Source organism: Pseudomonas lactis, assembly GCF_001439845.1.
Lineage (GTDB): Bacteria > Pseudomonadota > Gammaproteobacteria > Pseudomonadales > Pseudomonadaceae > Aquipseudomonas > Aquipseudomonas lactis.
In genome coordinates this window covers 295,291-319,596 of the sequence record NZ_JYLO01000010.1, presented here as the reverse complement: position 1 = coordinate 319,596, position 24,306 = coordinate 295,291, and the positions used below count along the sequence as shown (strand labels likewise).

Annotated in this window: 20 protein-coding genes and 1 pseudogene; 11 read left to right on the top strand and 10 right to left on the bottom strand. The window is 59.9% G+C overall.

What is annotated here, in order from left to right; genetic code table 11:
* The first annotated feature begins 161 nt into the window (after positions 1-161).
* Both TX24_RS19420 and TX24_RS19415 read left to right on the top strand, forming a co-directional pair.
* Positions 162-788, top strand: a complete 627-nt coding sequence (locus TX24_RS19420) for a response regulator transcription factor (RefSeq protein WP_003189917.1) — start codon at positions 162-164, stop codon at positions 786-788.
* A gap of 8 nt (positions 789-796) precedes the next feature.
* Positions 797-4,433 (top strand): annotated as a pseudogene (locus TX24_RS19415) (transporter substrate-binding domain-containing protein).
* A gap of 70 nt (positions 4,434-4,503) precedes the next feature.
* On the opposite strand, the gene TX24_RS19410 reads toward TX24_RS19415, so the two are convergent.
* Positions 4,504-4,986, bottom strand: coding sequence for a GAF domain-containing protein (locus tag TX24_RS19410; protein ID WP_003189914.1), 483 nt, complete (start codon positions 4,984-4,986; stop codon positions 4,504-4,506).
* Positions 4,983-5,873 carry an ATP-binding protein gene (locus TX24_RS19405; protein ID WP_003189912.1) on the bottom strand — a complete coding sequence of 297 codons (891 nt, stop codon included), beginning with the start codon at positions 5,871-5,873 and terminating at the stop codon, positions 4,983-4,985. Before TX24_RS19405 ends, TX24_RS19410 begins: the two co-directional genes overlap by 4 nt.
* 164 nt (positions 5,874-6,037) lie before the next feature.
* Here TX24_RS19405 and TX24_RS19400 point away from each other — a divergent pair, with 164 nt between their 5' ends.
* Positions 6,038-8,347 (top strand): hybrid sensor histidine kinase/response regulator, encoded by a 2,310-nt coding sequence (locus TX24_RS19400; RefSeq protein ID WP_057710908.1) that lies wholly within the window; start codon positions 6,038-6,040, stop codon positions 8,345-8,347.
* A 21-nt stretch (positions 8,348-8,368) separates the two neighbouring features.
* Here the strand turns inward: TX24_RS19400 and TX24_RS19395 are convergent, their stop codons facing one another.
* Together TX24_RS19395 and msrB are read right to left on the bottom strand one after the other, a co-directional pair.
* The gene (locus tag TX24_RS19395; protein ID WP_003189908.1) at positions 8,369-8,854 is read right to left on the bottom strand and encodes a glutathione peroxidase; all 486 of its coding nucleotides are present in this window, start codon (positions 8,852-8,854) and stop codon (positions 8,369-8,371) included.
* A 152-nt stretch (positions 8,855-9,006) separates the two neighbouring features.
* The gene (gene msrB / locus TX24_RS19390) at positions 9,007-9,399 is read right to left on the bottom strand and encodes a peptide-methionine (R)-S-oxide reductase MsrB (protein ID WP_034135159.1); all 393 of its coding nucleotides are present in this window, start codon (positions 9,397-9,399) and stop codon (positions 9,007-9,009) included.
* 202 nt (positions 9,400-9,601) lie between these two features.
* Between msrB and TX24_RS19385 the strand changes: the two genes are divergently transcribed.
* Positions 9,602-10,813 carry a pyridoxal phosphate-dependent aminotransferase gene (locus tag TX24_RS19385; RefSeq protein WP_003189906.1) on the top strand — a complete coding sequence of 404 codons (1,212 nt, stop codon included), beginning with the start codon at positions 9,602-9,604 and terminating at the stop codon, positions 10,811-10,813.
* 304 nt (positions 10,814-11,117) lie between these two features.
* Complete coding sequence (htpX, locus tag TX24_RS19380; RefSeq protein ID WP_003189904.1) at positions 11,118-12,005, top strand: protease HtpX; 888 nt, start codon at positions 11,118-11,120, stop codon at positions 12,003-12,005.
* A 199-nt stretch (positions 12,006-12,204) separates the two neighbouring features.
* Here the strand turns inward: htpX and TX24_RS19375 are convergent, their stop codons facing one another.
* Complete coding sequence (locus tag TX24_RS19375; protein WP_057710907.1) at positions 12,205-12,861, bottom strand: thiopurine S-methyltransferase; 657 nt, start codon at positions 12,859-12,861, stop codon at positions 12,205-12,207.
* Between the two features lie 103 nt (positions 12,862-12,964).
* Here TX24_RS19375 and TX24_RS19370 point away from each other — a divergent pair, with 103 nt between their 5' ends.
* Positions 12,965-13,732, top strand: a complete 768-nt coding sequence (locus tag TX24_RS19370; protein WP_057710906.1) for a DODA-type extradiol aromatic ring-opening family dioxygenase — start codon at positions 12,965-12,967, stop codon at positions 13,730-13,732.
* Between the two features lie 192 nt (positions 13,733-13,924).
* Here the strand turns inward: TX24_RS19370 and TX24_RS19365 are convergent, their stop codons facing one another.
* On the bottom strand, positions 13,925-15,598 hold the full coding sequence (locus tag TX24_RS19365) for a DEAD/DEAH box helicase (RefSeq protein WP_003189900.1): 1,674 nt from the start codon (positions 15,596-15,598) through the stop codon (positions 13,925-13,927).
* Positions 15,599-16,021: 423 nt separating this feature from the next.
* On the opposite strand from TX24_RS19365, the gene TX24_RS19360 reads away from it, so the two are divergent.
* Complete coding sequence (locus TX24_RS19360) at positions 16,022-16,813, top strand: crotonase/enoyl-CoA hydratase family protein (RefSeq protein ID WP_003189899.1); 792 nt, start codon at positions 16,022-16,024, stop codon at positions 16,811-16,813.
* Between the two features lie 133 nt (positions 16,814-16,946).
* Here TX24_RS19360 and TX24_RS19355 read toward each other — a convergent pair whose 3' ends face one another.
* Entirely contained in the window at positions 16,947-17,702 is a 756-nt protein-coding gene (locus TX24_RS19355) for a spermidine synthase (RefSeq protein WP_003189897.1), read from the bottom strand.
* Positions 17,703-17,825: 123 nt separating this feature from the next.
* Between TX24_RS19355 and TX24_RS19350 the strand changes: the two genes are divergently transcribed.
* Positions 17,826-19,172: a class II 3-deoxy-7-phosphoheptulonate synthase gene (locus tag TX24_RS19350; protein WP_057710905.1), complete on the top strand. Its 1,347-nt coding sequence runs from the start codon at positions 17,826-17,828 to the stop codon at positions 19,170-19,172.
* 97 nt (positions 19,173-19,269) lie between these two features.
* Here TX24_RS19350 and TX24_RS19345 read toward each other — a convergent pair whose 3' ends face one another.
* The gene (locus TX24_RS19345; protein WP_057710904.1) at positions 19,270-20,499 is read right to left on the bottom strand and encodes a winged helix-turn-helix domain-containing protein; all 1,230 of its coding nucleotides are present in this window, start codon (positions 20,497-20,499) and stop codon (positions 19,270-19,272) included.
* Between the two features lie 45 nt (positions 20,500-20,544).
* Positions 20,545-20,751: a DUF1127 domain-containing protein gene (locus TX24_RS32755; RefSeq protein ID WP_003189892.1), complete on the bottom strand. Its 207-nt coding sequence runs from the start codon at positions 20,749-20,751 to the stop codon at positions 20,545-20,547.
* A 70-nt stretch (positions 20,752-20,821) separates the two neighbouring features.
* Between TX24_RS32755 and TX24_RS19335 the strand changes: the two genes are divergently transcribed.
* Positions 20,822-21,703, top strand: coding sequence for a LysR family transcriptional regulator (locus TX24_RS19335; RefSeq protein WP_047710396.1), 882 nt, complete (start codon positions 20,822-20,824; stop codon positions 21,701-21,703).
* Here TX24_RS19335 and TX24_RS19330 read toward each other — a convergent pair.
* Positions 21,693-22,442 (bottom strand): sulfite exporter TauE/SafE family protein, encoded by a 750-nt coding sequence (locus TX24_RS19330; RefSeq protein ID WP_014717671.1) that lies wholly within the window; start codon positions 22,440-22,442, stop codon positions 21,693-21,695. The genes TX24_RS19335 and TX24_RS19330 overlap by 11 nt on opposite strands.
* Positions 22,443-22,550: 108 nt before the next feature.
* Between TX24_RS19330 and TX24_RS19325 the strand changes: the two genes are divergently transcribed.
* Both TX24_RS19325 and TX24_RS19320 read left to right on the top strand, forming a co-directional pair.
* Complete coding sequence (locus tag TX24_RS19325; RefSeq protein ID WP_057710903.1) at positions 22,551-23,501, top strand: LysR family transcriptional regulator; 951 nt, start codon at positions 22,551-22,553, stop codon at positions 23,499-23,501.
* 81 nt (positions 23,502-23,582) lie between these two features.
* Positions 23,583-24,035, top strand: coding sequence for a MarR family winged helix-turn-helix transcriptional regulator (locus TX24_RS19320; protein WP_057710902.1), 453 nt, complete (start codon positions 23,583-23,585; stop codon positions 24,033-24,035).
* Positions 24,036-24,306: the final 271 nt, after the last annotated feature.

Genomic DNA, 24,306 nt, shown 5'->3' with positions numbered 1-24,306 from the left:
GCTCACATGCGCTGTCACGATTACCTAACAACTTGTAGGCCGATACCTTTTTAAATGTAGGAACTTTCCTGTTCTGCATCTACTCCGTGCGAGCTTCATACTGCGCACTCACCTTCTGAGCTAATGTGCCCGCTTTATCTGCACCTGCATGGAAAGTGACTATGAACACAGTTTTTATTATCGATGACCACCCCGTTATCCGGCTTGCCATTCGAATGTTGCTGGAGCACGAAGGTTACAAAGTCGTCGGCGAAACAGATAACGGGTGCGATGCCATACAGATGGTCCGTGAATGCCTTCCAGACCTGGTGATTCTCGACATCAGCATCCCGAAACTTGATGGCCTTGAGGTGCTCTGCCGGTTCAACGCCATGAACACCTCCATGAAAACCCTGGTGCTCACGGCCCAATGCCCCACGCTGTTTGCCACGCGCTGCATGCGCTCGGGGGCGGAAGGCTACGTGTGCAAGGAGGGTGACCTGAGCGAGTTGCTGAGTGCCATTCGCGCGGTGCTGTCCGGCTACAACTACTTCCCCAGCCAGGCCTTGAATGGCCCCGGAACCGAAGGCATGGATGCTCAAGAGCTGGAGCTGTTCAAGACCGTCAACGACCGGGAACTGATGGTCCTGCAACTGTTTGCACAGGGCCGCACTAACAAGGAAATCGCCAAAGGCATGTTCTTAAGTAACAAGACCGTCAGCACTTATAAAAAGAGACTCATGCAAAAACTTCAAGCCAAATCCTTGGTTGACCTCATCGAGATGGCAAAACGAAACGCGCTAGTGTGAGAAAGCGGATGCCCAGGCGTATAAAGGACTATCTAATAATACTAAGTGCCGGTTTGTACTTCAGCACGACTGTGCTCGCTGAGCACCAAACCAGCCCGGAACGCTTCACCCTCTTGAGTCGCGCGGGAGCTGTTCAACTGGACACTCATTTTGACAAGGCCCAGCGCCAGTGGCTGCAGAACAAACGTGAACTAACGCTGGGGACATCCACGCCCGACTACCCGCCCTTCGACCTCACTTCCAGCGGCCATGATTACGAAGGCCTTACCGCCGACTATGCAGGACTGCTGGCCAAGGCACTCTCCCTGCCCATCACTGTGATGCGCTACCCCTCCCGAGCGGCGGCCATTCGTGCCCTGGAAGCCGGGGAAATTGACCTGCTGGGCTCCTCCAACGGGTTTGAAGCTGCAACGCCGAACCTTATCCTCTCCGAACCCTATGCCGTGGACCAGCCGGTGCTGGTCACGCGCGAGGGAGAAACCCGCAGCCTCAGCGAAGGCCTCGACGGGCTGCGCCTGAGCCTTGTCTATCACTACCTGCCGCTCAATGAGGTGGAAAAGCTGTACCCCAAGGCGATCATCCGCGCCTACCCGTCTTATCAAAATGCCTTGAATGCAGTGGCCTTCGACCAGGCGGATGTGTTTCTCGGTGACACCATTTCCACCCATTACATGATCAACAAGGGCTATCTCAAAAACATTCGCATGGCCAACTTCGGCAAGCATGAAGCTTATGGTTTCAGTTTTGCCACACGCCAGGACAACCGGATGCTCCTCAGCATTGTCGATTCAGCCCTGGCCTCGGTGCCCATCAACGAAAGGGACAGCATTGCCAAGCGCTGGAGCGCCGGCAGCGACATCCTGCTGACCGACCAGAAACTGCAACTGACCCAGCGCGAAGAGCGTTGGCTCAAAGATCACCCGGTGGTCACGGTGATCGTCAACGAAACCTTCGCGCCCCTGACGTTCTTCGATGCGGACGGTAATTTTCGCGGGATCACCGCCGATCTGCTGGAGTTGATTCGCCTGCGCACCGGCCTGCGTTTTTCGGTGCAGCGCGGGCGCGACGTCAACGCGATGATCGATCAGGTCGCGGCTCAGAAAATCGATATGATCGGGGCCATCGTTCCAAGCAACGAACGAGACTCACAGCTTAATTTCAGCCGTCCTTACCTGGAAAACTCCTATGTGCTGCTGACGCGCAAAGAGCCAGGGGCGCCCACGAACATGGAGCAAATGGCAGGAAAGCGTCTGGCTATAACCCAGGGCAACCCCTTGGCCGCAACTTTGGGCAAGGACTTTCCTGAGATTCACCTGGTGGAAACCAGTGATACATTCAGAGCATCTGAGTTGCTCGCACAGGGACAAGTGGACGGGGCCGTGAATACCCTGGTGATCGCCAACTACTTCCTGTCTTCCCAGGTTTTCCAGGACCGCCTGCAAATCAGTGCCAGCATCGGCACGACCCCTGCGACCTTCACCCTGGCCACCTCGCGTCAAGCCACGGAGTTGAGCTCTATCCTCGACAAGGCCCTGCTCAGCATTGCCCCGGATGAAATGGGTGTGATCAACAGCCGCTGGCGTGGCTATACCGCCGCGTCCGACAGCTACTGGCGTAACTACCATCAATTGATCGCGCGCATCATCATCGGCACCGGGCTGTTGCTATTGATTTCCCTGGCCTGGAATGCCTACATGCGTCGCCAGATCAAGCATCGAAAAATGGCCGAACGCGCCCTCAACGATCAGTTCGAGTTCATGCGCGCACTGGTCAATGAGACGCCGCATCCGATCTACGTGCGCGACCGCAATGGGCTGTTGCAGACCTGTAACGACAGCTACCTGCAGGTGTTCGATGTCAAGCGCGAAGAGGTGATCGGCAAAAGCGTGACTCAGATGACCATGGCCCTGGCGTCGGAAGCAGCCCAGTATCATGCTGACTACCTGCGCGTAGTCGCCGAGGGCAACCCGCTGATCCTCGATCGCAGCCTGCATATCCACGACAGGAAACTGACCATCTACCATTGGATCCTGCCCTACCGCGACTCCACGGGTGAAGTCCAAGGCATCATCGGTGGCTGGATCGATATCAGTGACCGACGCCAGCTATTCGATGAACTACGCGCCGCCAAGGAGCGTGCTGACGAGGCCAACCGCGCCAAGAGCACGTTCCTGGCCACCATGAGCCACGAGATTCGCACCCCGATGAACGCCGTGATCGGCATGCTCGAACTGACGCTCAAGCGCGCCGACCAAGGGCACCTTGACCGTCCAGCGATCGAGGTGGCGTACAACTCGGCCAGAGACCTGCTGGAGCTGATCGGTGACATTCTCGACATCGCGCGTATCGAGTCCGGCCGCCTCAGCCTAGCGCCGGAGCGCGTCAACCTGCGGGAGGTGATTGAATCAGTGGTGCGCGTCTTCGACGGGCTGGCACGGCAGAAAACCCTCAGCCTGCTGCTGGAGTTCAAACCCGATCTGAACGATATCGAGGTGCTGATAGACCCACTGCGCTTCAAGCAGGTGCTATCGAACCTTGTCAGCAACGCTGATCAAGTTCACCGAACAGGGGCAGGTCAAGATCAAGGTTGAGCTGCAGCCTACCCAGGCCCCGGAGCAGATCGAGCTGAGACTGGTGGTGGAAGACACCGGCATCGGCATCAGCCGGGAAGACCAACTGCGCCTGTTCGAACCCTTTGCCCAAGCGGACAACTCCGGGCAACTGGCCCGCAGTGGCGCGGGCCTGGGGCTGGTGATCTGCCGCAGCCTGTGCGCGATGATGGGCGGCCAATTGAGCCTGAGCAGCGTGCCCATGGTAGGCACCCAGGTGCACGTCAACCTCAGCATGCCTCGCCTGCAAGCGATCCAGGCGGAGGGTGAACACACGCCGCAAACGCCGGCCACCGCACTGGTGCTTAACGTACTGGTGGTAGACGACCACCCGGCGAACCGCCTGCTGATGTGCCAGCAACTGGGCTACCTGGGGCATAAATTCACCGCTGCCGAGCACGGTGCGGCGGGGTTCCAGGCCTGGCGTAAAGAGCATTTCGACCTGGTGATTGCCGACTGCAACATGCCCATCATGAATGGCTATGAACTGAGTCGCTCAATCCGTGAGTATGAGCAGCGCGAACAATTGGTGCCCTGCGTGGTACTGGGCTTTACCGCCAATGCCCAGCCAGAAGAAAGACAACGGTGCGTGCAGGCCGGCATGGATGACTGTCTGTTCAAGCCCATCAGCCTCACCGTATTGGAGCGCCAACTGGCACACATTGTCCCTAAAGCCGTGCACCAACGACTGGACCTCGAATGCCTGGAAGCGTTGACCGGAGGTGACCCCCATTTGAGTAGACGCCTGCTGGAGGAACTACTGAGCAGCAGCCATCAAGACCGCCAGATCCTTAGCGAACTGCTGGATCGACACGCGCCACTCTCGGAAATTATTGAGCAAGCCCACAAGATCAAGGGCGCAGCCCGTATCGTGCAAGCCCATTCATTGGCGGGGCAATGCGAAGCCTTGGAGCAAAGCTGTTCTCGCAATGAGGAGTGGGCCGTGATCGAAAGCGGTATCAAGGCCCTGGAACAACTCATGCAGGCACTGGAAAAGATGCTGCAGGTTCAACTGGATGAGCTGCAAAGCCAATAATCGCCAGGGCCGGTAGGGGCAGGAGTGAGCAAACGCGCCCCTACCCCAACCTGCCTTAGCACCAGCCGCTTCAGCAGTCGGTCAACCGCAGGAAAATCTCCGCCAGCCGCTCAATGCCCACCTGGTCCTGAGGGGTGAACCGGGCCAGCAATGGGCTGTCGAGGTCAAGAACGCCAATCAGGCGACCGTCCTTGACCAAGGGCACTACCAATTCACTGTTCGAAGCGCTGTCACAGGCGATATGGCCTGGGAACGCGTGCACATCCTCCACGCGCTGGGTTTGCCGCGTTGCCGCAGCCGCACCACACACGCCACGACCAAACGGAATGCGCACACAGGCGATCTGCCCCTGGAAGGGCCCCAGTACCAACTCTTCATTGCGATTGAGGTAAAAGCCCGCCCAGTTCAAGTCATCCAACTGGTTGAACAGGAACGCGGAAAACTGCGCACTGTTGGCAATAAAATCGCGCTCATCAGCCAACAGCGACTCCAGTTGCGCGCACAGCATGGCATAGCCATCAAGGCCGCTGCCGGCCTGTTGTAAATCGATCATGGTTGACGTTCCAACAATTTAAGACCCACCCAGTAACGGGCGAATTGATAGGCACACCGGCCATTGCGGTTGCCCCGCCCAGTGGCCCAACGCACCGCGAGGACATCAAGCTGCTCATCGCGCTGCCACTGCAAGCCGGCCTTGCTGGCCAACTCGCCGATCCAGTGCTCCACCACATCCAGGAAATGCTCCTGGCTAAACGGGTAGAACGACAGCCACAGGCCAAAACGATCCGACAAGGCAATCTTGTCTTCAACCGCCTCGCTCGGGTGCAATTCGCCATCCACGCGCTTCCAGTTGTCATTGTCGCTCTGGTTTTCCGGCACCAGGTGGCGACGGTTGGACGTGGCATACAGCAGCACGTTTTCCGGCGCCTGTTCCAGGGAGCCATCGAGCACGCTCTTGAGCACGCGATAGTCGCCTTCGCCGGCCTCAAACGACAGGTCATCGCAAAACAGAATAAAGCGTTGGGGGAGCTTGAGCAGTTGCTCGACCACCCGCGGCAGGTCCGCCAGGTGGTCACGCTCGATCTCGATAAGACGCAGGCCCGCCTTGGCGTGCTGGGCAAGCAAGGCACGAACCATGGAAGACTTGCCGGTGCCACGCGAACCCCATAACAGCGCATGGTTGGCGGGTAAACCGTCGAGGAACTGTTGGGTGTTGCGCGCCAGTTGCTCGCGTTGTTTATCGACACCGATCAGGTCCGACAGGCGCATGTCCAGGCTGACTTCCAGCGGCAACAGGAAGCCACTGCGGCCTTCGCGCTGCCAACGGGCGGCCAGGCATTGGCTCCAGTCGATCGCTTGGCGCGGGGCGGGTAACAACGGTTCCAGGCGAGCCAGCACCGCATCGGCGCGCTCAAGAAAGGCATTCAATCGAGAATCCACAGCTATTCCTCTGGCAACTTCTTGCAAAAGATGGCGTATTGGCAACCCTGCGGCACACTGCATGGGCTGCATCAAAAAAACGATTCATGCCGGGCGAGCCAAAGCGTGTGGATGTTCAGCTATGCTTGCCGGGCGAAGGGAAACGCTAAGTGGTTCAACACTCGATGGATATCAAGTTCGCCCACCGCTTGTCTTATAAACAAGCCAGATTGACTGTGCTGGTCGGTTTCGTCTTGGGAACCCTGCTCAGCCTGATCCAAATCGGCATTGATTATGCCAGTGAAGACGCATCCATCAACCGTGAAATACGCTCACTGATTGAAATCAGCCACAACCCGGCGTCACGCATCGCCTACAACATCGATGCCGAACTCGCCCAGGAACTGACCCTGGGCCTGCTGCACTCCCCTGCCATCATCCGCGCGCAGTTGATCGACAACAATGGCGTGGTGCTGGCCGACGTCAACCGCCCGCGCAAAGAAAGCAACTATAGGCCCGTCAGCGATTTTCTGTTTGGCGCCAATCGCCAGTTCGAAGACCGGCTGTTTCTCAGCCATATGCCCAACGACTCACTCGGTGTGCTGCGCCTGGACGTCGACACCTATGCCTTTGGCAGCCGTTTCCTGCATCGCGCCGAAATCACCCTGCTCAACGGCTTCGCCCGCAGCCTGCTGCTCACCGGGATTTTGCTCGGCCTGTTCTACGTGATGCTCACCCAACCGCTGGTGCGCATTATCCGCGAGCTGAGCACACGCAAACAGGCGCGCCTGGATTGCCCACCGGGGCATGAACACGATGAAATCGGCGTGCTGGTCAGCGTCGCCAACCAGCAATTCGAAAACATGGAAACCGAGATCCAGCAGCGGCGCCACGCCGAAGACCGCCTTACGGAGTACCTTGGGCAACTTGAGAATATCGTTTCGGCGCGCACCCTTGAACTCAAGGCCAGCAACCAACGCTTGAGCCAGTCCAACGATGAGCTGGAGGCGGCGAAAATGACGGCGCTGGGCATGGCCCAGGCGCGGGCGGCATTCCTGGCCAATATGAGCCATGAAATCCGCACGCCACTCAACGGGCTGCTGGGCATGATTGCCCTGTCACTGGACAGCCCGCTGACCGCCGAACAGCGCCAGCAACTGTCCATTGCCCATGACTCAGGCAAAGTGCTGGTGGAGTTGCTCAACGATATTCTCGACCTGTCCAAATTCGACGCCGGCCAGTTGGAACTGGAGCATATCCCCTTCGACCTGGGCTCCCTGGTGGAGGACACCGCCAACCTGCTGTCGCAAAACGCTGCGCCGAGTGTGGAGCTGACCTGCCTGATCGACCCGCAATTTCCCGCCCAGGTGATCGGTGACCCGACCCGTGTGCGGCAAATCGTCAGCAACTTGCTCTCCAATGCCTTGAAGTTCACCCGCTTCGGCCGCGTCGATGTGCGCCTGCGCGCCTTGGAAGGCCGGGTCAGCATCGAAGTGTGCGACACCGGCATTGGCATCGCTCAGGAAGCCCAGGTGAAAATTTTCCAGCCGTTCACCCAGGCCGGCGCTGGCATCACCCGTCAGTTTGGCGGCACGGGTTTAGGCCTGGCACTGACCCATAACCTGTGCGAAGCCATGCAAGGCCGCTTGAGTATCAGTTCGGAGGTGGGCTTTGGCAGCCAGTTCTGCGCCGATCTACCGCTGCCGGCGCATTTGCCTGCCACACGCTATGCACCGCTCACCGGCGAGGTGATCGCCATCACCAACGCCGGCGGCGGGCTGACGGAGCTGCTCACCACGCTATTGCCCTCTTGGGGGCTGACGCCGCGCTGTTATTCCCAGGACGACGATTTGAGCGGGCTGGCGCCCGACCTGTTGATCACCGACTGCCCTGAGTGCTTGTTCCGCTTGCGCCCGGGCATCAGCGCGCCGATTCTGCTGGTCACCGCCTACGGCAACTTTTTGCCCAGCGCTGAAGTCGCGGCCCTGGCGCCGCTACAACAACAGGCACGCCCGTTGAGCCGTAACGCGCTGTACCAGATCTTGCAACGCAACCTGCGCAGCGACGCGCAACTGGTGCTCGACCCGGTACAGATAGAGGCCGCACCGCTTGCGCACCGTGCGCGCATCCTGTTGGTGGAGGACAACGCGGTCAACCAACTGGTGGCCAAGGGCATGCTCAGCAAGCTCGGGTGCGAGGTGATCGTCGCGGCCCACGGTGGCGAAGCCCTCAAGCTGCTGGAGGACCAGCGCTTCGATATGGTGTTGATGGACTGCAACATGCCCGTGATGGATGGCTATGAGGCCAGCCGACAAATTCGCCGCAGCGGGCGTTGGCCGGACTTGCCCATCGTGGCCTTGACCGCCAATGCGATGGCCGAAGAACGCGAGCGTTGCCGGGCGGCGGGTATGAACGACTACCTGGCCAAGCCGTTTCGACGGGAAGAACTCAACGCCTTGCTGGAACTGTGGGTACCGAAGACCACCAGCCTCTGACGGGTACCCGCACCGCGTAGGTCATTTGAGCAGGGCTTCGATCTCCTGGGTCAAGTCCTGGGGCTTGGTGGTTGGCGCAAAACGCTTGACCTGCAGGCCATCACGGCCGATGAGAAACTTGGTGAAGTTCCACTTGATGTTCTTGGAGCCCAGCAGACCCGGTGCCTGTTTTTTCAACTGCACGAACAGCGGGTGGGCATCGCTGCCATTGACGTCGATTTTCTTGAACAGCGGAAAACTGACGCCGAAGTTCAGCTCGCAGAACTCGGATATCGCACCTTCGTTGCCCGGCTCCTGCTTGCCGAACTGGTTGCAGGGAAAGCCGAGCACTACCAGGCCCTGGTCCTTGTATTGCTGCCAAAGCTGCTCAAGGCCCTTGTACTGCGGGGTGAAGCCGCATTTGCTGGCGGTGTTGACCACCAGAATGGCCTTGCCGGCAAAATCGGCCAAGGTTTTTTGTTCACCCTTGATGGTGGTGCAAGGGATGCTCAGCAGAGAGTCGCTCATGGCAATACCTCAAGTCAGCGAAAGAAGAACCTTATTCGTGTAGGAGCGAGCTTGCTCGCGAAAAACTCCCAGACGCCGCGTTCATTCAGGCGCCCCGCGTTATCGTTGACGTTTTTCGCGAGCAAGCTCGCTCCTACGGGGGCTATGCAAGCCTAGCGCGGCACCAGATCCAGGCATACCGAGTTGATGCAGTAGCGCAGGCCCGTCGGCGGTGGACCGTCCGGGAACACATGCCCCAGGTGTGCGTCACACTTGGCGCAAGTGACTTCGGTGCGAATCATGCCGTGACTGACGTCGCGGATCTCGACCATTGCGCTATCGGCAATCGGCTCATAGAAGCTGGGCCAACCGCAGCCGGAATCAAACTTGGCCTTGGAATCGAACAGCGGCTCGTTGCAGCAGATGCAGTGGTAGACGCCGTCGGTCTTGGTGGCGTTGTACTTGCCGCTGAACGGTCGCTCGGTACCCTTGAGACGGCACACGTTGTACTGCTCCGGATCGAGCATCGCCTTCCATTCATCTACAGTTTTCTGCAACTTTTCCATCGGTACACCTCGGCAACTGAAAAACCCTGATCTGTGTCTTTTCCATGGATCAGGCGGCACGTATGATTGCGCCTCTTCAAAACGCCAGTCTGGCACCCGCGCCACCGGCATTCAAACGTATTTATGGGTGCGGGCCGTGCAGGCTTCACCCTACGGTAGTGCCTACGCCGTCGGGATCGTTCATTTTCAGGATCACATCGCCATGCAGGTCAGCAAATCGAACAAGCTCGCCAACGTCTGCTACGACATTCGCGGCCCAGTGCTCAAGCACGCCAAACGCCTGGAAGAGGAAGGCCATCGCATCCTCAAGCTGAACATTGGCAACCCGGCACCGTTTGGTTTCGAAGCGCCGGACGAAATTCTCCAGGATGTGATCCGCAACCTGCCGACCGCCCAGGGTTACAGCGACTCCAAGGGCCTGTTCAGCGCGCGCAAGGCGGTGATGCAGTACTACCAGCAGAAGCAGGTCGAAGGCGTCGGCATCGAGGACATCTACCTGGGCAACGGCGTGTCCGAGTTGATCGTGATGTCCATGCAGGCATTGCTCAACAATGGCGATGAAGTCTTGGTGCCAGCCCCGGATTACCCTCTATGGACCGCCGCCGTGACCCTGGCGGGCGGCCACCCGGTGCATTACCTGTGTGATGAAGGCGCCGACTGGTTCCCGGACCTGGCCGACATCAAGGCCAAGATCACCCCCAACACCAAAGCCCTGGTGATCATCAACCCGAACAACCCGACAGGCGCCGTTTATTCCAAAGAAGTGCTGCTGGGCATGCTGGAGCTGGCGCGCCAGCACAACCTGGTGGTGTTCTCCGACGAGATCTACGACAAGATCCTCTACGATGACGCCGTACATATCTGCACCGCCTCCCTGGCCCCGGACCTGCTGTGCCTGACCTTCAACGGCCTGTCCAAGTCCTACCGCGTGGCGGGTTTCCGCTCCGGCTGGATCGCCATCTCCGGGCCCAAGCACAACGCGCAAAGCTACATCGAAGGCATCGATATGCTGGCCAACATGCGCCTGTGCGCCAACGTGCCAAGCCAGCACGCGATCCAGACCGCCCTGGGCGGTTACCAGAGCATCAATGACCTGATCCTGCCCCAAGGCCGCTTGCTGGAGCAGCGTAACCGCACCTGGGAATTGCTCAATGCCATTCCAGGCGTGAGCTGTGTGAAGCCCATGGGTGCGCTCTATGCATTCCCGCGGATCGACCCGAAAGTCTGCCCGATCCTCAACGATGAGAAGTTCGTGCTCGACCTGCTGCTGTCAGAAAAACTGCTGGTCGTGCAAGGCACCGCCTTCAACTGGCCGTGGCCGGATCACTTTCGCGTAGTGACCTTGCCACGCGTGGATGACCTGGAAATGGCCATTGGTCGCATCGGCAACTTCCTGAAGTCCTATCGCCAGTAAGGCAATTGACGCTGTACGACTCACAAAGGGTCGTACAGCGATTATCTGGCAACACTTCTGTGTCACTTACTTGCGGTTGTACTTCATTTGGCCTCTGCCGATGACGTACCCCCTATAATCACGGGGCGACGGGGTAGCATCGGGTCGATCACGGCTGACAATACAGGTGGGAAAATCCCTTCAAGGCCCTACGCCCGAGGTGTAGGACACAGTTTGAAATAGTCCCCCGGTTGAATCACCCCATGCCGCACCTTATATACCCCGCAGTGAGCGACATATTAAGCATGAGGAGAATTCTACAACCATGATGCGCATCCTGCTGTTCTTGGCCACTAACCTGGCGGTCGTACTGATTGCCAGCGTCACCCTGAGCCTTTTTGGCTTCAACGGGTTCATGGCGGCCAATGGGGTTGATCTGAACCTCAATCAGCTGCTGATTTTCTGTGCGGTCTTTGGTTTTGCCGGTTCGCTGTTCTCGCTGTTCATCTCCAAGTGGATGGCGAAGATGAGCACCAGCACCCAGATCATCACTCAACCCCGCACTCGCCATGAACAATGGCTGATGCAAACCGTGGAGCAGTTGTCTCAAGAAGCAGGCATCAAAATGCCCGAAGTGGGGATTTTTCCTGCTTATGAGGCCAACGCCTTTGCCACCGGCTGGAACAAGAACGACGCGCTGGTGGCCGTGAGCCAGGGCCTGCTGGAGCGGTTTTCGCCCGATGAAGTCAAGGCGGTGCTGGCCCACGAGATCGGCCACGTAGCCAACGGCGACATGGTCACCCTGGCACTGGTACAGGGCGTGGTGAACACCTTCGTGATGTTCTTTGCGCGGATCATCGGCAACTTTGTCGACAAGGTCATCTTCAAGAACGAAGAAGGCCGTGGCATTGCCTACTTCGTGGCGACCATTTTCGCCGAGTTGGTCCTGGGCTTCCTGGCCAGCGCCATCGTGATGTGGTTCTCGCGCAAACGCGAGTTCCGCGCAGATGAAGCCGGCGCACGCCTGGCGGGCACCAGCGCAATGATCGGCGCGCTGCAACGCCTGCGCTCCGAACAGGGCCTGCCGGTGCATATGCCGGACAGCCTGACCGCCTTCGGCATCAACGGCGGCATCAAGCAGGGCCTGGCTCGCTTGTTCATGAGCCACCCGCCGCTGGAAGAGCGGATTGACGCACTGCGTCGCCGGGGCTGATAGCCAGATGACTCGACAAGGGGCGATATGATCGCCCCTTTTTTGTGCATGCTGATTTCTCACCCTCCTCTGTAGGAGCGAGCTTGCTCGCGAAAAACTAACAGGCGCCGCGTTCATTCACCAAGCACGCGTTATCGTTGACGTCTTTCGCGAGCAAGAACTAGGCGTCACCCTCGCTCCTACAAAAGCAAAAGCCCTTTCAGCGCCGGGTCAGCCGATAAGCACGCTCTTCAAGGCGGGTAACACCGTCCTGCAGGAACTTCCCGCTCTCCCCCAGGATGTCCCGCTCCTCCAGCCGCTCCAACATCCAATATGGCCCCAGCAGCATCTGCACCTCCTCGTTCGAAACAGCAAAAGGCGGACCGGCCTTCTGAGCTTGGTCGTAATCAAGAGTAATCAGCAACCCCTGGCAGCCTGAGGGCAGCAAGGCATTCAGGTGCTCGGCGTATTGCGCACGCATCAGCGGCGGTAAGGCAATTAATGCCGCGCGGTCATAAACGGCGCTGCAACCGGCCACTGCCTCAGCATCCAGACTGAAGAAATCGCCACACCACAGTTCGATCTGGCCCGCCTGGTAAACCTTGAAGGCGCCCTTCTGAGTGACGTGCGGCACAAGCCCCTGCTCGCTGAAGAACGCCTCCACCGCCTGCTCCGATAGCTCCACGCCCATGACCGGGTACCCCTGGCTCTCGAGCCATACCAAGTCCAGGCTTTTGCCACACAACGGCACCAGCACCTTTGCCCCCTCGGGCAGCCCCAGCACGGGCCAGTGCCGTTGCAAATAGGGATTGACCTCGCGCTGGTGGAAACCAATCTGATTGCTCGCCCAGCGGTCCTGCCAAAATTCAGGCTGCATGAATCACTCCGAAAATTCGATCAAAAGGCGCTAAAACTTATATTAGATTTAGATCGATGATCTGATTGAAGATGGCTCCATCTTAACCCTCAGGACCCTGCTCATGCTCCCCAGCCTGTTTATCTCCCACGGCTCGCCCATGCTGGCCTTGCAACCCGGCGCCAGCGGCCCTGCGCTGCAGCGTCTGGCTGCCGAGCTGCCACGGCCCAAAGCCATTGTGGTGGTGTCGGCGCATTGGGAAAGCCCGCAGCTGCTGGTCAGCGGCAGTACTGCACCCGAAACCTGGCACGACTTCGGCGGCTTCCCGCGCGAGCTGTTTGCGGTGCAATACCCCGCGCCGGGTGACCCACAACTGGCCAGTGAGATCGTCGAATTGCTGCACGCCGACGGTCTGGCTGCCAGCATTGATGAACGTCGGCCCTTCGACCATGGCACCTGGGTCCCGCTGTCGCTGATGTACCCGGCAGCGGACATCCCGGTGGTGCAAGTCTCCTTGCCCAGTCGTATGGGCCCCGCCTTGCAGACCCGCGTGGGGCATGCACTCGCCAGCCTGCGTGAACAGGGTGTGCTGTTGATCGGCTCCGGCAGCATCACCCATAACCTGGGCGAACTGGATTGGCGCGCAGGGCCGGAAACGATCACACCGTGGGCGCTGGAGTTTCGCAACTGGGTGGTCGACAGACTGGCGGCCAATGACGACGCCGCCTTGCATGACTATCGCCGCCAGGCGCCCCATGCCGTGCGCAGCCATCCCAGCGATGAGCATCTGCTGCCGTTGTACTTCGCGCGGGGTGCGGGCGCAGATTTCAGCGTGGCGCACCAAGGCTTCACACTGGGCGCCCTGGGCATGGATATCTATCGCTTTGGCTGACACCGTTACCCCTGTGGGAGCTGGCTTGCCTGCGATAGCGGTGTATCAGTCACACACTGGCTTGCTGACTCACCGCTATCGCAGGCAAGCCAGCTCCCACAGTTGTTCGTGCCGGAGACTAAACATCAGGCAAAAAAAATCCCCGAACCAGTCGGGGATTTTTTATGTGCGATCAATCAGCCCAAGGGCGGATCAATCTTCGCGGTAGCGACGCAGCTTGAGCTGCTTACCGGCAACGCGAGTATCTTTGAGCTTGGTCAGCAGTTTTTCCAGGCCGTCTTCCGGCAGCTCCACCAGGGAGAAGCTGTCACGCACCTGGATACGACCGATGGCTTCACGCGCCAGGCCACCCTCGTTGAGGATAGCGCCCAGCAGGTTCTTGGCAGCGATACCATCACGCGCACCCAGCGCGGTACGGCAACGAGCACGGCCTTCAGCCAATGGCACTGGAGCGCGACGCTCGCGATCACCACGGTCTGGACGGTCGCCGGAACGCTCTGGACGATCACCGCGTGGCGCGCTGTTCGGAACCAGTGGACGTTCTTTTTCGATAGCTGCCAGGGTCAGGGCCTGACCATTGGTAGCTTTGCGCAGCAGAGCTGCAGCCAGGGCACGCGGGGTGCAACCGATATCGGCGGTCAGGCGGTCCAGCAGGTCGCCGTGAGTCGATTCAGCGTCAGCCACCAGTGGCGCCAGGCTGTTGGTCAGTTTCTTGATGCGCGCATCGAGAACGGCCTGAGCATCCGGCAGGCGGACTTCGGCAACTTTCTGACCGGTAACACGCTCGATCACTTGCAGCATGCGGCGCTCACGTGGAGTCACCAGCAGCAATGCACGCCCTTCGCGACCGGCACGGCCAGTACGGCCGATACGGTGAACGTAGGACTCTGGATCGTAAGGCATGTCAACGTTGAACACGTGGGTGATACGTGGAACGTCGAGGCCACGGGCGGCAACGTCGGTCGCTACAACGATGTCCAGACGGCCATCCTTGAGGGAGTCGATCACGCGCTCACGCTGGTTCTGGGCAATGTCACCGTTCAGCGCAGCGGCTTTGTAGCCTTTGGCTTCCAGGGCGCTAGCCAGGTCCAGGGTCGCTTGCTTGGTGCGCACGAACATGATCAGGGCGTCGAAGTCTTCGACTTCCAGCAGGCTCAATACAGCCGAGGTCTTCTGGTCAGCGTGAACCAACAGGTGAGCCTGTTCGATCGCGGTAACGGTCTGGGTCTTGGTCTGGATCTTCACGTGCTCCGGATCGCGCAGGTGGCGTTCGGCAATGGCACGGATGGACTGCGGCAGGGTGGCCGAGAACAGTACAGTCTGACGGGTCGCTGGCAGTGCCTTGAAGATGACTTCCAGGTCATCCATGAAGCCCAGCTTCAACATTTCGTCAGCTTCGTCCAGAACCAGGTGGTTCACGGTCGACAGAACTTTTTCGTCACGACGCAGGTGGTCGCACAGACGGCCCGGAGTGGCGACAACAATCTGTGCGCCATTACGGATTGCCTTGAGTTGTGGGCCCATAGGCGCGCCGCCGTAAACGGCCACAACAGTTACACCCGGCATTTGCTTGGCGTAGGTTTCAAAGGCGGTTGCTACTTGCAGCGCCAACTCACGGGTTGGCGCCAGGATCAGGGCTTGCGGCTCGCGCTTGGCAGGATCGATGCAATGCAGAATAGGCAGGGCGAACGCGGCGGTTTTACCGGTACCGGTTTGCGCCTGGCCAATCATGTCCTTACCGGCCATGATGATCGGGATCGATTGCTGCTGAATCGCCGAAGGTTCTTCGTAGCCGGTCGCTGCGACGGCTGCAAGAATATTCGGGTTAAGATTAAAAGCGGCGAAGCCGCCGGTTTCCTGGGTCATGGGTCTGCCTCTAAGTGCATCCGCAAAGACCCATGCTCCAAAGCTGCGCATGCCGTGTTGAGACTCAAGAGTCGCCCTGGCTGCTTTGTCGGCGGGGATTTGCGAAAACGAATGAATGAAAAAGATTCGTCAAGGGAGAGTCCGCTGTGCGGACGTGCAGCCGAAGCTGACTTCGGGGAATTGCGCTACCTAAACGCGGCCCGGTTAAAGGCCGGCGCGCACTATACCGGAAATAGCTGAAAAAGGGAGCTTTTTTTATCGTCAGGCACCGATAAAGCGCACTGCGTCACGCGTTTTGCAGATCCGTGCGCCAGGGTCTATTTTTCAGAGGCCCGGCCCTGTTGGCCATCAAGCTTAAACGGTTCACCCAACCATTGAGACCCTTTGGTCTGAAACCTTACCCGCGCCCCGAGGGCACACCCCATGAATCAAGCCAGCAGTAGCCGTGTCAGCCGCGCACTTGAGGGCCATGTTCTATTGCTGGGCCTGGACCGTGTGGCCAAACGCAACGCCTTCGACCTTGATTTGCTCAATGCGCTGAGCCTGGCCTATGGCGAATTTGATCGAAACGATGACGCTCGGGTGGCCGTGGTGTTTGCCCATGGCGATCACTTCACGGCCGGGCTGGACCTGGCCAATGTCAGCAGCGTGATGGCGGGCGGCTGGCAACCGCCGCTGGGAGGGTGCGACCCGTGGGGGGTGTTTGCCGGCCCGCGCGTAAGCAAGCCGGTGATCGTCGCCGCCCAGGGTTATTGCCTGACGATCGGTATCGAATTGATGCTGGCGGCGGATATCAACCTCTGCGCCAGCAATACCCGCTTTGCCCAGATGGAAGTTCAACGTGGGATCTTCCCGTTTGGCGGCGCGACATTGCGCTTTCATCAAATCGCCGGCTGGGGCAATGCGATGCGCTGGCTGCTCACTGGCGACGAATTCGACGCCCATGAAGCCCTGCGCCTGGGGTTGGTGCAGGAAGTGATGGCCAGTGAAGACCTGTTGCCCCGCGCCATCGAGTTGGCCAACCGCATTGCGCGCCAGGCACCGCTGGGTGTGCAGGCCACGTTGATGTCGGCGCGGCTGGCGCGGATGGAGGGTGAGGCCGTCGCAGCCGCCGCGCTGCCGCCCATGGTGGATAAACTGCTTAACAGTGAGGATGCCAAGGAGGGTGTTCGGGCGATGATCGAGAAGCGGCCGGGGGTGTTCAAGGGGATTTGAACGAACTGAATTAGCGGTCGGCAGTGAGGGCCTCTTCGCGGGCAAGCCCGCTCCCACAGTTGAATTGCATTCTCTGCTGAAATGCAATCCCCTGTGGGAGCGGGCTAGCCCGCGAAAGCGCCCGAACTGGCAACTAGGTAGCCGGCCGAATCGCCTTGATCAACGGCTGCAACGAATACCCCAACCGCGGCGCCAAGGCTTCGGCGCGGGCTGACAGCGCCTCCAGGTCCAGCTCCTGATCCAACTCCGAAGGCACCAACAGAATCACATTGCCCTCCTTCACCGGCAGCTCCCAGTAATGCCGGTGGTACAACCCACGCAGCAACGCCGCCCCCAGCGGTTTGCCATCATCGGTGGCCCACTGGTTGATCACCAGCCAGCCGCCGGGGTTGAGTTTCTTTTGGCAGTTTTCCAGAAAGGTCCAGGCCAGATGCCCCACGCCCGGGCCGACATCGGTGTAGAGGTCGACGAAAATCAGATCGGCAGATTCGGCACTGTCGAGCAATTGCAGCGCGTCACCAATGCGGATGTACAAGCGCGGATCGTCATCCAGCCCCAGATATTCAATCGCCAGGCGCGGTACATCGGGGCGCAGCTCAATGGCTTCGACATCGTCCAGCGCCAGGAACTTGAGGCACGCCTGGGTCAACGTGCCCGCGCCCAGGCCGAGAAACAACGCACTCTCCGGCTGCTCATGGCACAACGCACCGATCAGCATCGCGCGGGTATAGTCGTACTCCAACCAGCTCGGGTCAGCGGTGAATACACAGCTTTGCTCAATGGCATCGCCGAATTCGAGAAAGCGGTAATCCGCCACTTCAAGCACACGGATCATGCCGAATTCATCATGGACTTCGGCCAGCAGGCGCTCGACACGCTCCTCGCTCATCACTACTCCTAAAGGGTCTACCGCACGACAAAGGCGCGATTGTCGGCCAAGCGGCAGCCACAGGTCACGTACTAATTGCTGCTAACATTGACGCCCCGACATCCACCCGCAAACGAGTTCATGATGAGCCAACCCTGGAGCCCCGATAGCTGGCGAGCCCTGCCGATCCAGCAGCAACCCCAATACCCGGACGCTGCCCACTTGCTGCAAGTGGAACAAAGCCTGGCGAGCTACCCGCCCCTGGTGTTTGCCGGGGAAGCCCGCGAATTGCGCCGTCAGTTTGCCGAAGTGACCCAGGGCCGTGCCTTCCTGCTGCAAGGTGGCGATTGCGCCGAGAGCTTTGCCGAGTTTTCCGCCGCGAAGATCCGCGACACCTTCAAGGTGCTGCTGCAGATGGCTATTGTCATGACCTTCGCCGCCGGTTGCCCGGTGGTGAAAGTCGGGCGCATGGCCGGTCAGTTCGCCAAGCCACGCTCGGCCAACGATGAAACCATCGACGGCATCACCCTGCCCGCCTACCGTGGCGATATCGTCAACGGCATCGGCTTCGACGAAAAAAGCCGCGTGCCAGACCCGGACCGTCTGCTGCAGTCCTACCACCAGTCCACCGCCACCCTCAACCTGCTGCGCGCCTTTGCCCAGGGCGGTTTCGCGGACCTGCACCAAGTGCACAAGTGGAACCTGGATTTCATCGCCAACTCAGCCCTGGCTGAAAAGTACAGCCAACTGGCCGACCGCATCGACGAAACCCTGGCCTTCATGCGCGCCTGTGGCATGGACAGCTCGCCGCAATTGCGCGAAACCAGCTTCTTCACTGCCCACGAAGCGTTGCTGCTCAACTATGAACAAGCCTTCGTACGCCGCGACAGCCTGACCAACGACTACTACGACTGCTCGGCACATATGCTGTGGATCGGCGACCGCACCCGTCAGTTGGACGGCGCCCATGTCGAGTTCCTGCGCGGGGTAAACAACCCGATCGGCGTGAAGGTCGGACCGAGCATGAACCCTGACGACCTGATCCGCCTGATCGACATCCTCAACCCGGATAACGACCCCGGCCGCCTTAACCTCATCGCCCGTATGGGGGCAGGCAAGGTCGGCGACCATTTGCCCAACCTGATCCGTGCCGTGCAGCGCGAAGGCAAGCAAGTGCTGTGGAGCTGCGACCCGATGCACGGCAATACCATCAAGGCCAGCAGCGGCTACAAGACCCGCGACTTTGCGCAGATCCTTGGCGAAGTGAAGGATTTCTTCCAGGTGCACCAGGCAGAAGGCAGCTATGCCGGCGGGATCCATATCGAGATGACCGGGCAGAACGTCACCGAATGCATCGGCGGCGCACGGCCGATCACCGAAGATGGCCTGTCGGACCGCTATCACACCCATTGCGACCCACGGATGAATGCCGATCAGTCGCTGGAGTTGGCGTTTCTGATTGCCGAGACCTTGAAACAGGTAAAGCGCTGACGCTTTATCGACCGGGATGACGCCATCGCGGGCAAGCCCGGCTCCCACATTTGAACGCGTTTCTCTGTGGGAGCCGGGCTTGCCCGCGATAGGGCCCTTAAAGGCTGACATCCCGGCTCAGCATCGCAGCCCTCAATCGGGCAGCGCTGGGCCGTTGGCAATTGAGCTGAACCTGTTCCAGCCCTAGCCAGTCGGCCATTTTGCGTAGGTTCAATGCCAGCGCCAGCATGCCTTCCTCATCCAGCCCCGGCTCTTCCTCGTGCACGGCATGTACGGCCAGGCGCCCATGGGCACGCTCGGCCCGCAGGTCGACGCGCGCGGCAATGCGCTCGTTTTGCAGAAACGGCAGCACGTAATAGCCATACACGCGCTTTTCTTGCGGGGTGTAGATCTCCAGCCGATAGCGAAAGTCGAACAAGCGCTCGGTGCGGCTGCGCTCCCATATCAGCGAATCGAACGGTGACAACAGTGCGCTGGCCGGTACGTTGCGCGGCAGTTTCGGCTGCGCCAGGCAATACGCGGGTTGCTTCCAACCCCGCACCTGGCACGTCAGCAGTTGCCTATCCTCGACCAGCTCGGCCAAGCGGTTGCGGCTGTCGGCGGGCTCGAGGCGAAAATAATCGCGCAGGTCTTTTTCGGTGGCGACACCCAATGCCGTCGCACTGTGCAACAGCAAGCCGCGCTGCGCTTGAGCCTCACCCATGGAGACATTGAGCACCTCGGCGGGGATAACGCGTTCGGGCAAATCATAAAGCCGCTCGAACCCTCGGCGACCGGCAACCGTGACCAAACCAGCGGCGAACAGCCATTCCAGCGCGTGCTTTTCATCACTCCAATCCCACCAAGGCCCGGCACGCTCCTCGCGGGTCGACAAGCTGCCGGCCCCCAAGGCGCCCTGCTGTTCGACGATGCGTAACACGCGCTGGATAGTCGCCTGCTGTTCACGGCCAAAACGTGCCATTTGCGCATAGATCCCCTGCCCTTGCCGCGCGCGCTCCATGCGCCACTTCATCAGCGGGTACAGGGCCATGGGCAGCAGCGACGCCTCATGCCCCCAGTATTCGAACAGTGAGCGTCGCCGCCCCTGGCTCCAGGCGGCCTGCTCAAGGATCGACGGGGAATAAGAACCAAGGCGGGAAAACACCGGCAGATAGTGGGAACGCACCAGCGCATTGACCGAGTCGATCTGTAAAACGCCCAGGCGTTCGATCAAGCGGTTGAGGTGCGTGGCCTTTATCTGTGCAGGCGCCTGGCGCCCGGAAAACCCCTGGGCTGCCAGCGCCATGCGTCGAGCTTGCTTGAGTGAAAAACACAGGTCGGCGGGCATGGCAATCTCCATAGAAGCTCGCCCCCTACCCTACTGCATCCAGGCTTATTTTCGCAGCGGGTCTTCCCAGAAATGCCGATGGCTTTCCTGCGCGACGTCGGCGCGATTGAGCCCGATGTCCTTGAGTGCGTCATCGCTCAGGGTCGCCAGCATCTGGCGCTCCTGATGCAACAGCTGCCAACGCGCGAATGTGTGAAACAGCCCGGAAAGCGGCCATTTACCTGTCGATATGAAACCTTTTTGACCTTTCATCTTCTCGCCCTCCAGTGGGGATGACGACAGTGTGTGCCTGGCATTATGATCAATCCAACGAATGTTTCTTATGCAATACATCTCGGAGATTGATCAATTGTCCGCCTATCCCAGCATCGACACAGATGTGCTGCGCACCTTCGTCGCCATTGCCGACCAAGGCGGTTTCACCCGCGCCGGCGAGCAGGTCAACCGTACGCAGTCGGCAGTGAGCATGCAGATGAAGCGCCTGGAAGAGGACGTACTGCAGCGCAAACTGTTCGAGCGCGATGGCCGGCAGGTACGGCTCACGCCCGAAGGCCAGGTGCTGTTGGGTTATGCGCGGCGCATCCTGAAATTGCACAGCGAGGTGTTCAATACCTTGCGCGAGCCCCACATGGTGGGCTTGGTGCGCATCGGCACGCCGGATGACTACGTGATGCGCTTTCTGCCTGGGATCCTTAAGCAGTTTTCCAAAGCCTACCCACTGATTCAGATCGAAATGCACTGCGAAGCATCGACCGTATTGATGCAGCGGCGGGACCTGGCGTTGACCGTGATCAGCCGCGAACCTGGAAACGATCTGGGTGAGTTATTGCGTACCGAGCGCATGGTGTGGGCAGCATCGCCGTGCTTTTGTGTGGAGGAGCACGATGCCCTACCCCTGGCGGTGTCCGGCGACGAGTGCCTGTACACCCATTGGGCACGTGCCGCACTGGACGCGGCTGGGCGAGATTATCGCCTGGCCTATCACAGCTCTAACGGAGCAGCGATCCTGGCGGTGGTGAGTGCGGGCCTGGCGGCGATGGTCAGCATGGAAAGCCTGGTCACCGACGACCTGCGCGTGCTCGGCAGCGACGAAGGCTTCCCGCCTTTGCCGTCGATGAACCTGCGCTTGCTGCGTAACCCGCAGATGACCTCGCCGATCACCGAATGCCTGGCAGAGTACATCATCGAAGGCTTCAAACTTTAAAGGTCAGCATCACCGCGCACACCACCAAAAAGCCACAGAAGAGGCCGCGCAACAGACGCTCCGGCAAGGCATGGGCCACTTTCACGCCCCAACTGATACTCAGCAGGCCCCCCACCGCCAGCGGCAGGCCGATCATCCAGTCCACCTCGTGGTGCCAGGCATAGGTGACCAGGGTCACACCGGTGCTGGGCAACGCCAGGGCCAACGACAAACCTTGGGCCACTACTTGCGTAGTGCCGAAGACACTGGTGAGTACCGGCGTGGCCACCACCGCGCCGCCGACACCGAACAGCCCGCCCATGGAACCGGATGCCGCGCCCAAGACGCCAAGCCAAGGCCAGGAATAACGCATTTGCGCGGTAGGCGGCGCGTTGCGAGTGAACATGCGCAGCAGGTTGTAGGCAGACAGCGCCACCAAGAACGCAATAAAGCCGATGCGCATGGCGCCCGCATCCAGCCCCACCGCCCAGATCGACCCCAGCCAGGCAAAGCAAAAGCCGGTCACACCCAGGGGTAAGGCATGACGCAACTCGATGCGGTTACGCTGGTGATAACGCCACAGGGCGAGCATCACGTTCGGCACGACCATCACCAACGCGGTGCCCTGGGCGATCTGCTGATCCAGGCCGAACAACACGCCTAGCACCGGGATAGCAATCAGCCCGCCGCCAATGCCAAACAGCCCACCCACGGTGCCCAACGCCGCGCCCAATGCCAGGTACATCACTAAATCCCACACCGCTCGCTACTCCGCCATTTGATGCTTGGCATGCTACGCAGTCGGCCCTGGCGCGGAAACGCACAGCAACGCACAATGGCTGTGCCAATCTCGCATAAGCGTTGAGCCATGAACCCCAACACCTTGACCGACCAACTGAGCCTGTTTCTGGATGTACTGGAAACCGGCAGCTTTTCCGCCGCCGCGCGCCGCCATCCGCTGACACCTTCCGCCGTGGCGCGGCGCATCGACAGCCTGGAGAACTCAGTGGGCAGCCGCCTGTTCCAGCGCAGCACCCATGCGGTAGTGCCCACCTCAGCGGGCTTGGCCTTTGCCGAGCGGGCGCGACGGATTGTCAGCGAGTTGCAGTTGGCGCGGGCCGAAGCCGTCTCACTGAGCCATGCGCCGGAAGGGTTGATACGGGTCGATGCGCCCGCAGCATTCGGCCGCCGGCATCTGGCGCCGGTCATTGCGGACTTTTTGAACCTGTACCCCGGACTGGACGTGCACCTGCACTTGATCGACAGCTTTGTCGATATGCAAGGCGCGCATCTGGGCAAGGTCGATCTGGTTCTGCGCGCTGGGCATATTGTCGACACTCGGCTGGTCGCTACGCCGTTGGCGAGTATCGTGCGTATCGCCTGTGCCAGCCCCGCGTACCTGAAAAGCCGTGGCACGCCGGCCCATCCTCGGGAGCTGAGCGAACATGATGGCCTGGACTGGGACGGGCTGGCGCCGATGTTCGCCTGGCGCTTCGAACTGGACGGGCGCCGCACCACCTATCGCCCGCGGCGCATCCGCATGAGCGCCAACAATGCCGAAGCCCTGCTTTCGGGTGCATTGGCCGGGCTGGGCATCGCGCACCTGCCAACCTGGTTGGCCAGTGAATATCTGGTGCGCGGCGAACTGTTGCCGCTGTTTTGTGAAGACGGGTTGCCCAGTCCGGAAACCGCCGGCATCTATGCGTTGCGCCTGGAACAACAGCCCAATGCCCGCAGCCGGTTGCTGCTCGAATACCTCAAATCCCGTTTCAGCCCGGTGCCGCCTTGGGATCTGGCATTGCAAAGTGGCCTGGTCTGACGCCTAGGGCAACAATTACCTGGCGCATTAAAGATTTGCCCGCTAGATTCCAGCCCATACATGCTTTTTCGAGGCACTACCATGAGCAAAAACCCTGATCCTTGCGAATCGCTGTTGCTGGACAACCAGCTGTGCTTCGCCCTGCACTCCACTTCACTGCTGATGACCAAGGTCTACAAGCCGCTGCTCCAAGCCATCGGCCTGACCTACCCGCAATACCTGGCCATGATGGTGCTGTGGGAAGAGGATGAGTTGACTGTCAGCGAAATCAGCAGCCGCCTGCTGACGGACCCGGGCTCCATGACGCCACTGCTCAAGCGCCTGGAAGCCGAGGGCTTGCTCAGCCGCACCCGCAGCCGTGAAGATGAACGGGTGGTGGTGGTGGAGTTGACCGACGCCGGGCGCGCCTTGCAGGAGAAGGCCAAGGATGTTCCACAATGCATCCTGGGCGCCAGCGGGATGGCGCTGGAGCAATTGCGCAAGCTGCAAGGCGATCTGATCGCGTTGCGCACTAATCTGCTAACCAGCCTCTGACACCCCCAGCATTACACACACTCAGAAGTGGGAGCTGGCTTGCCTGCGATGGCGCCCTCACAGCCGATACCTATCTACCTGACACCCCAACGATCCAACTGTGTGCGGGCTTGCTCGCGAAGGCGGCCTGATAGTCAATACAGTTGGATTGTGTACATATCCATTATCTAGGTAACGGCCACCTAGGGTTCCGCCCAACGGCGGCTCACTTTTGAAAAGCGCAAAAGTAAGCAAAACGCTCTTGCCCCACCACTCGGCACCTCGCCTAGGC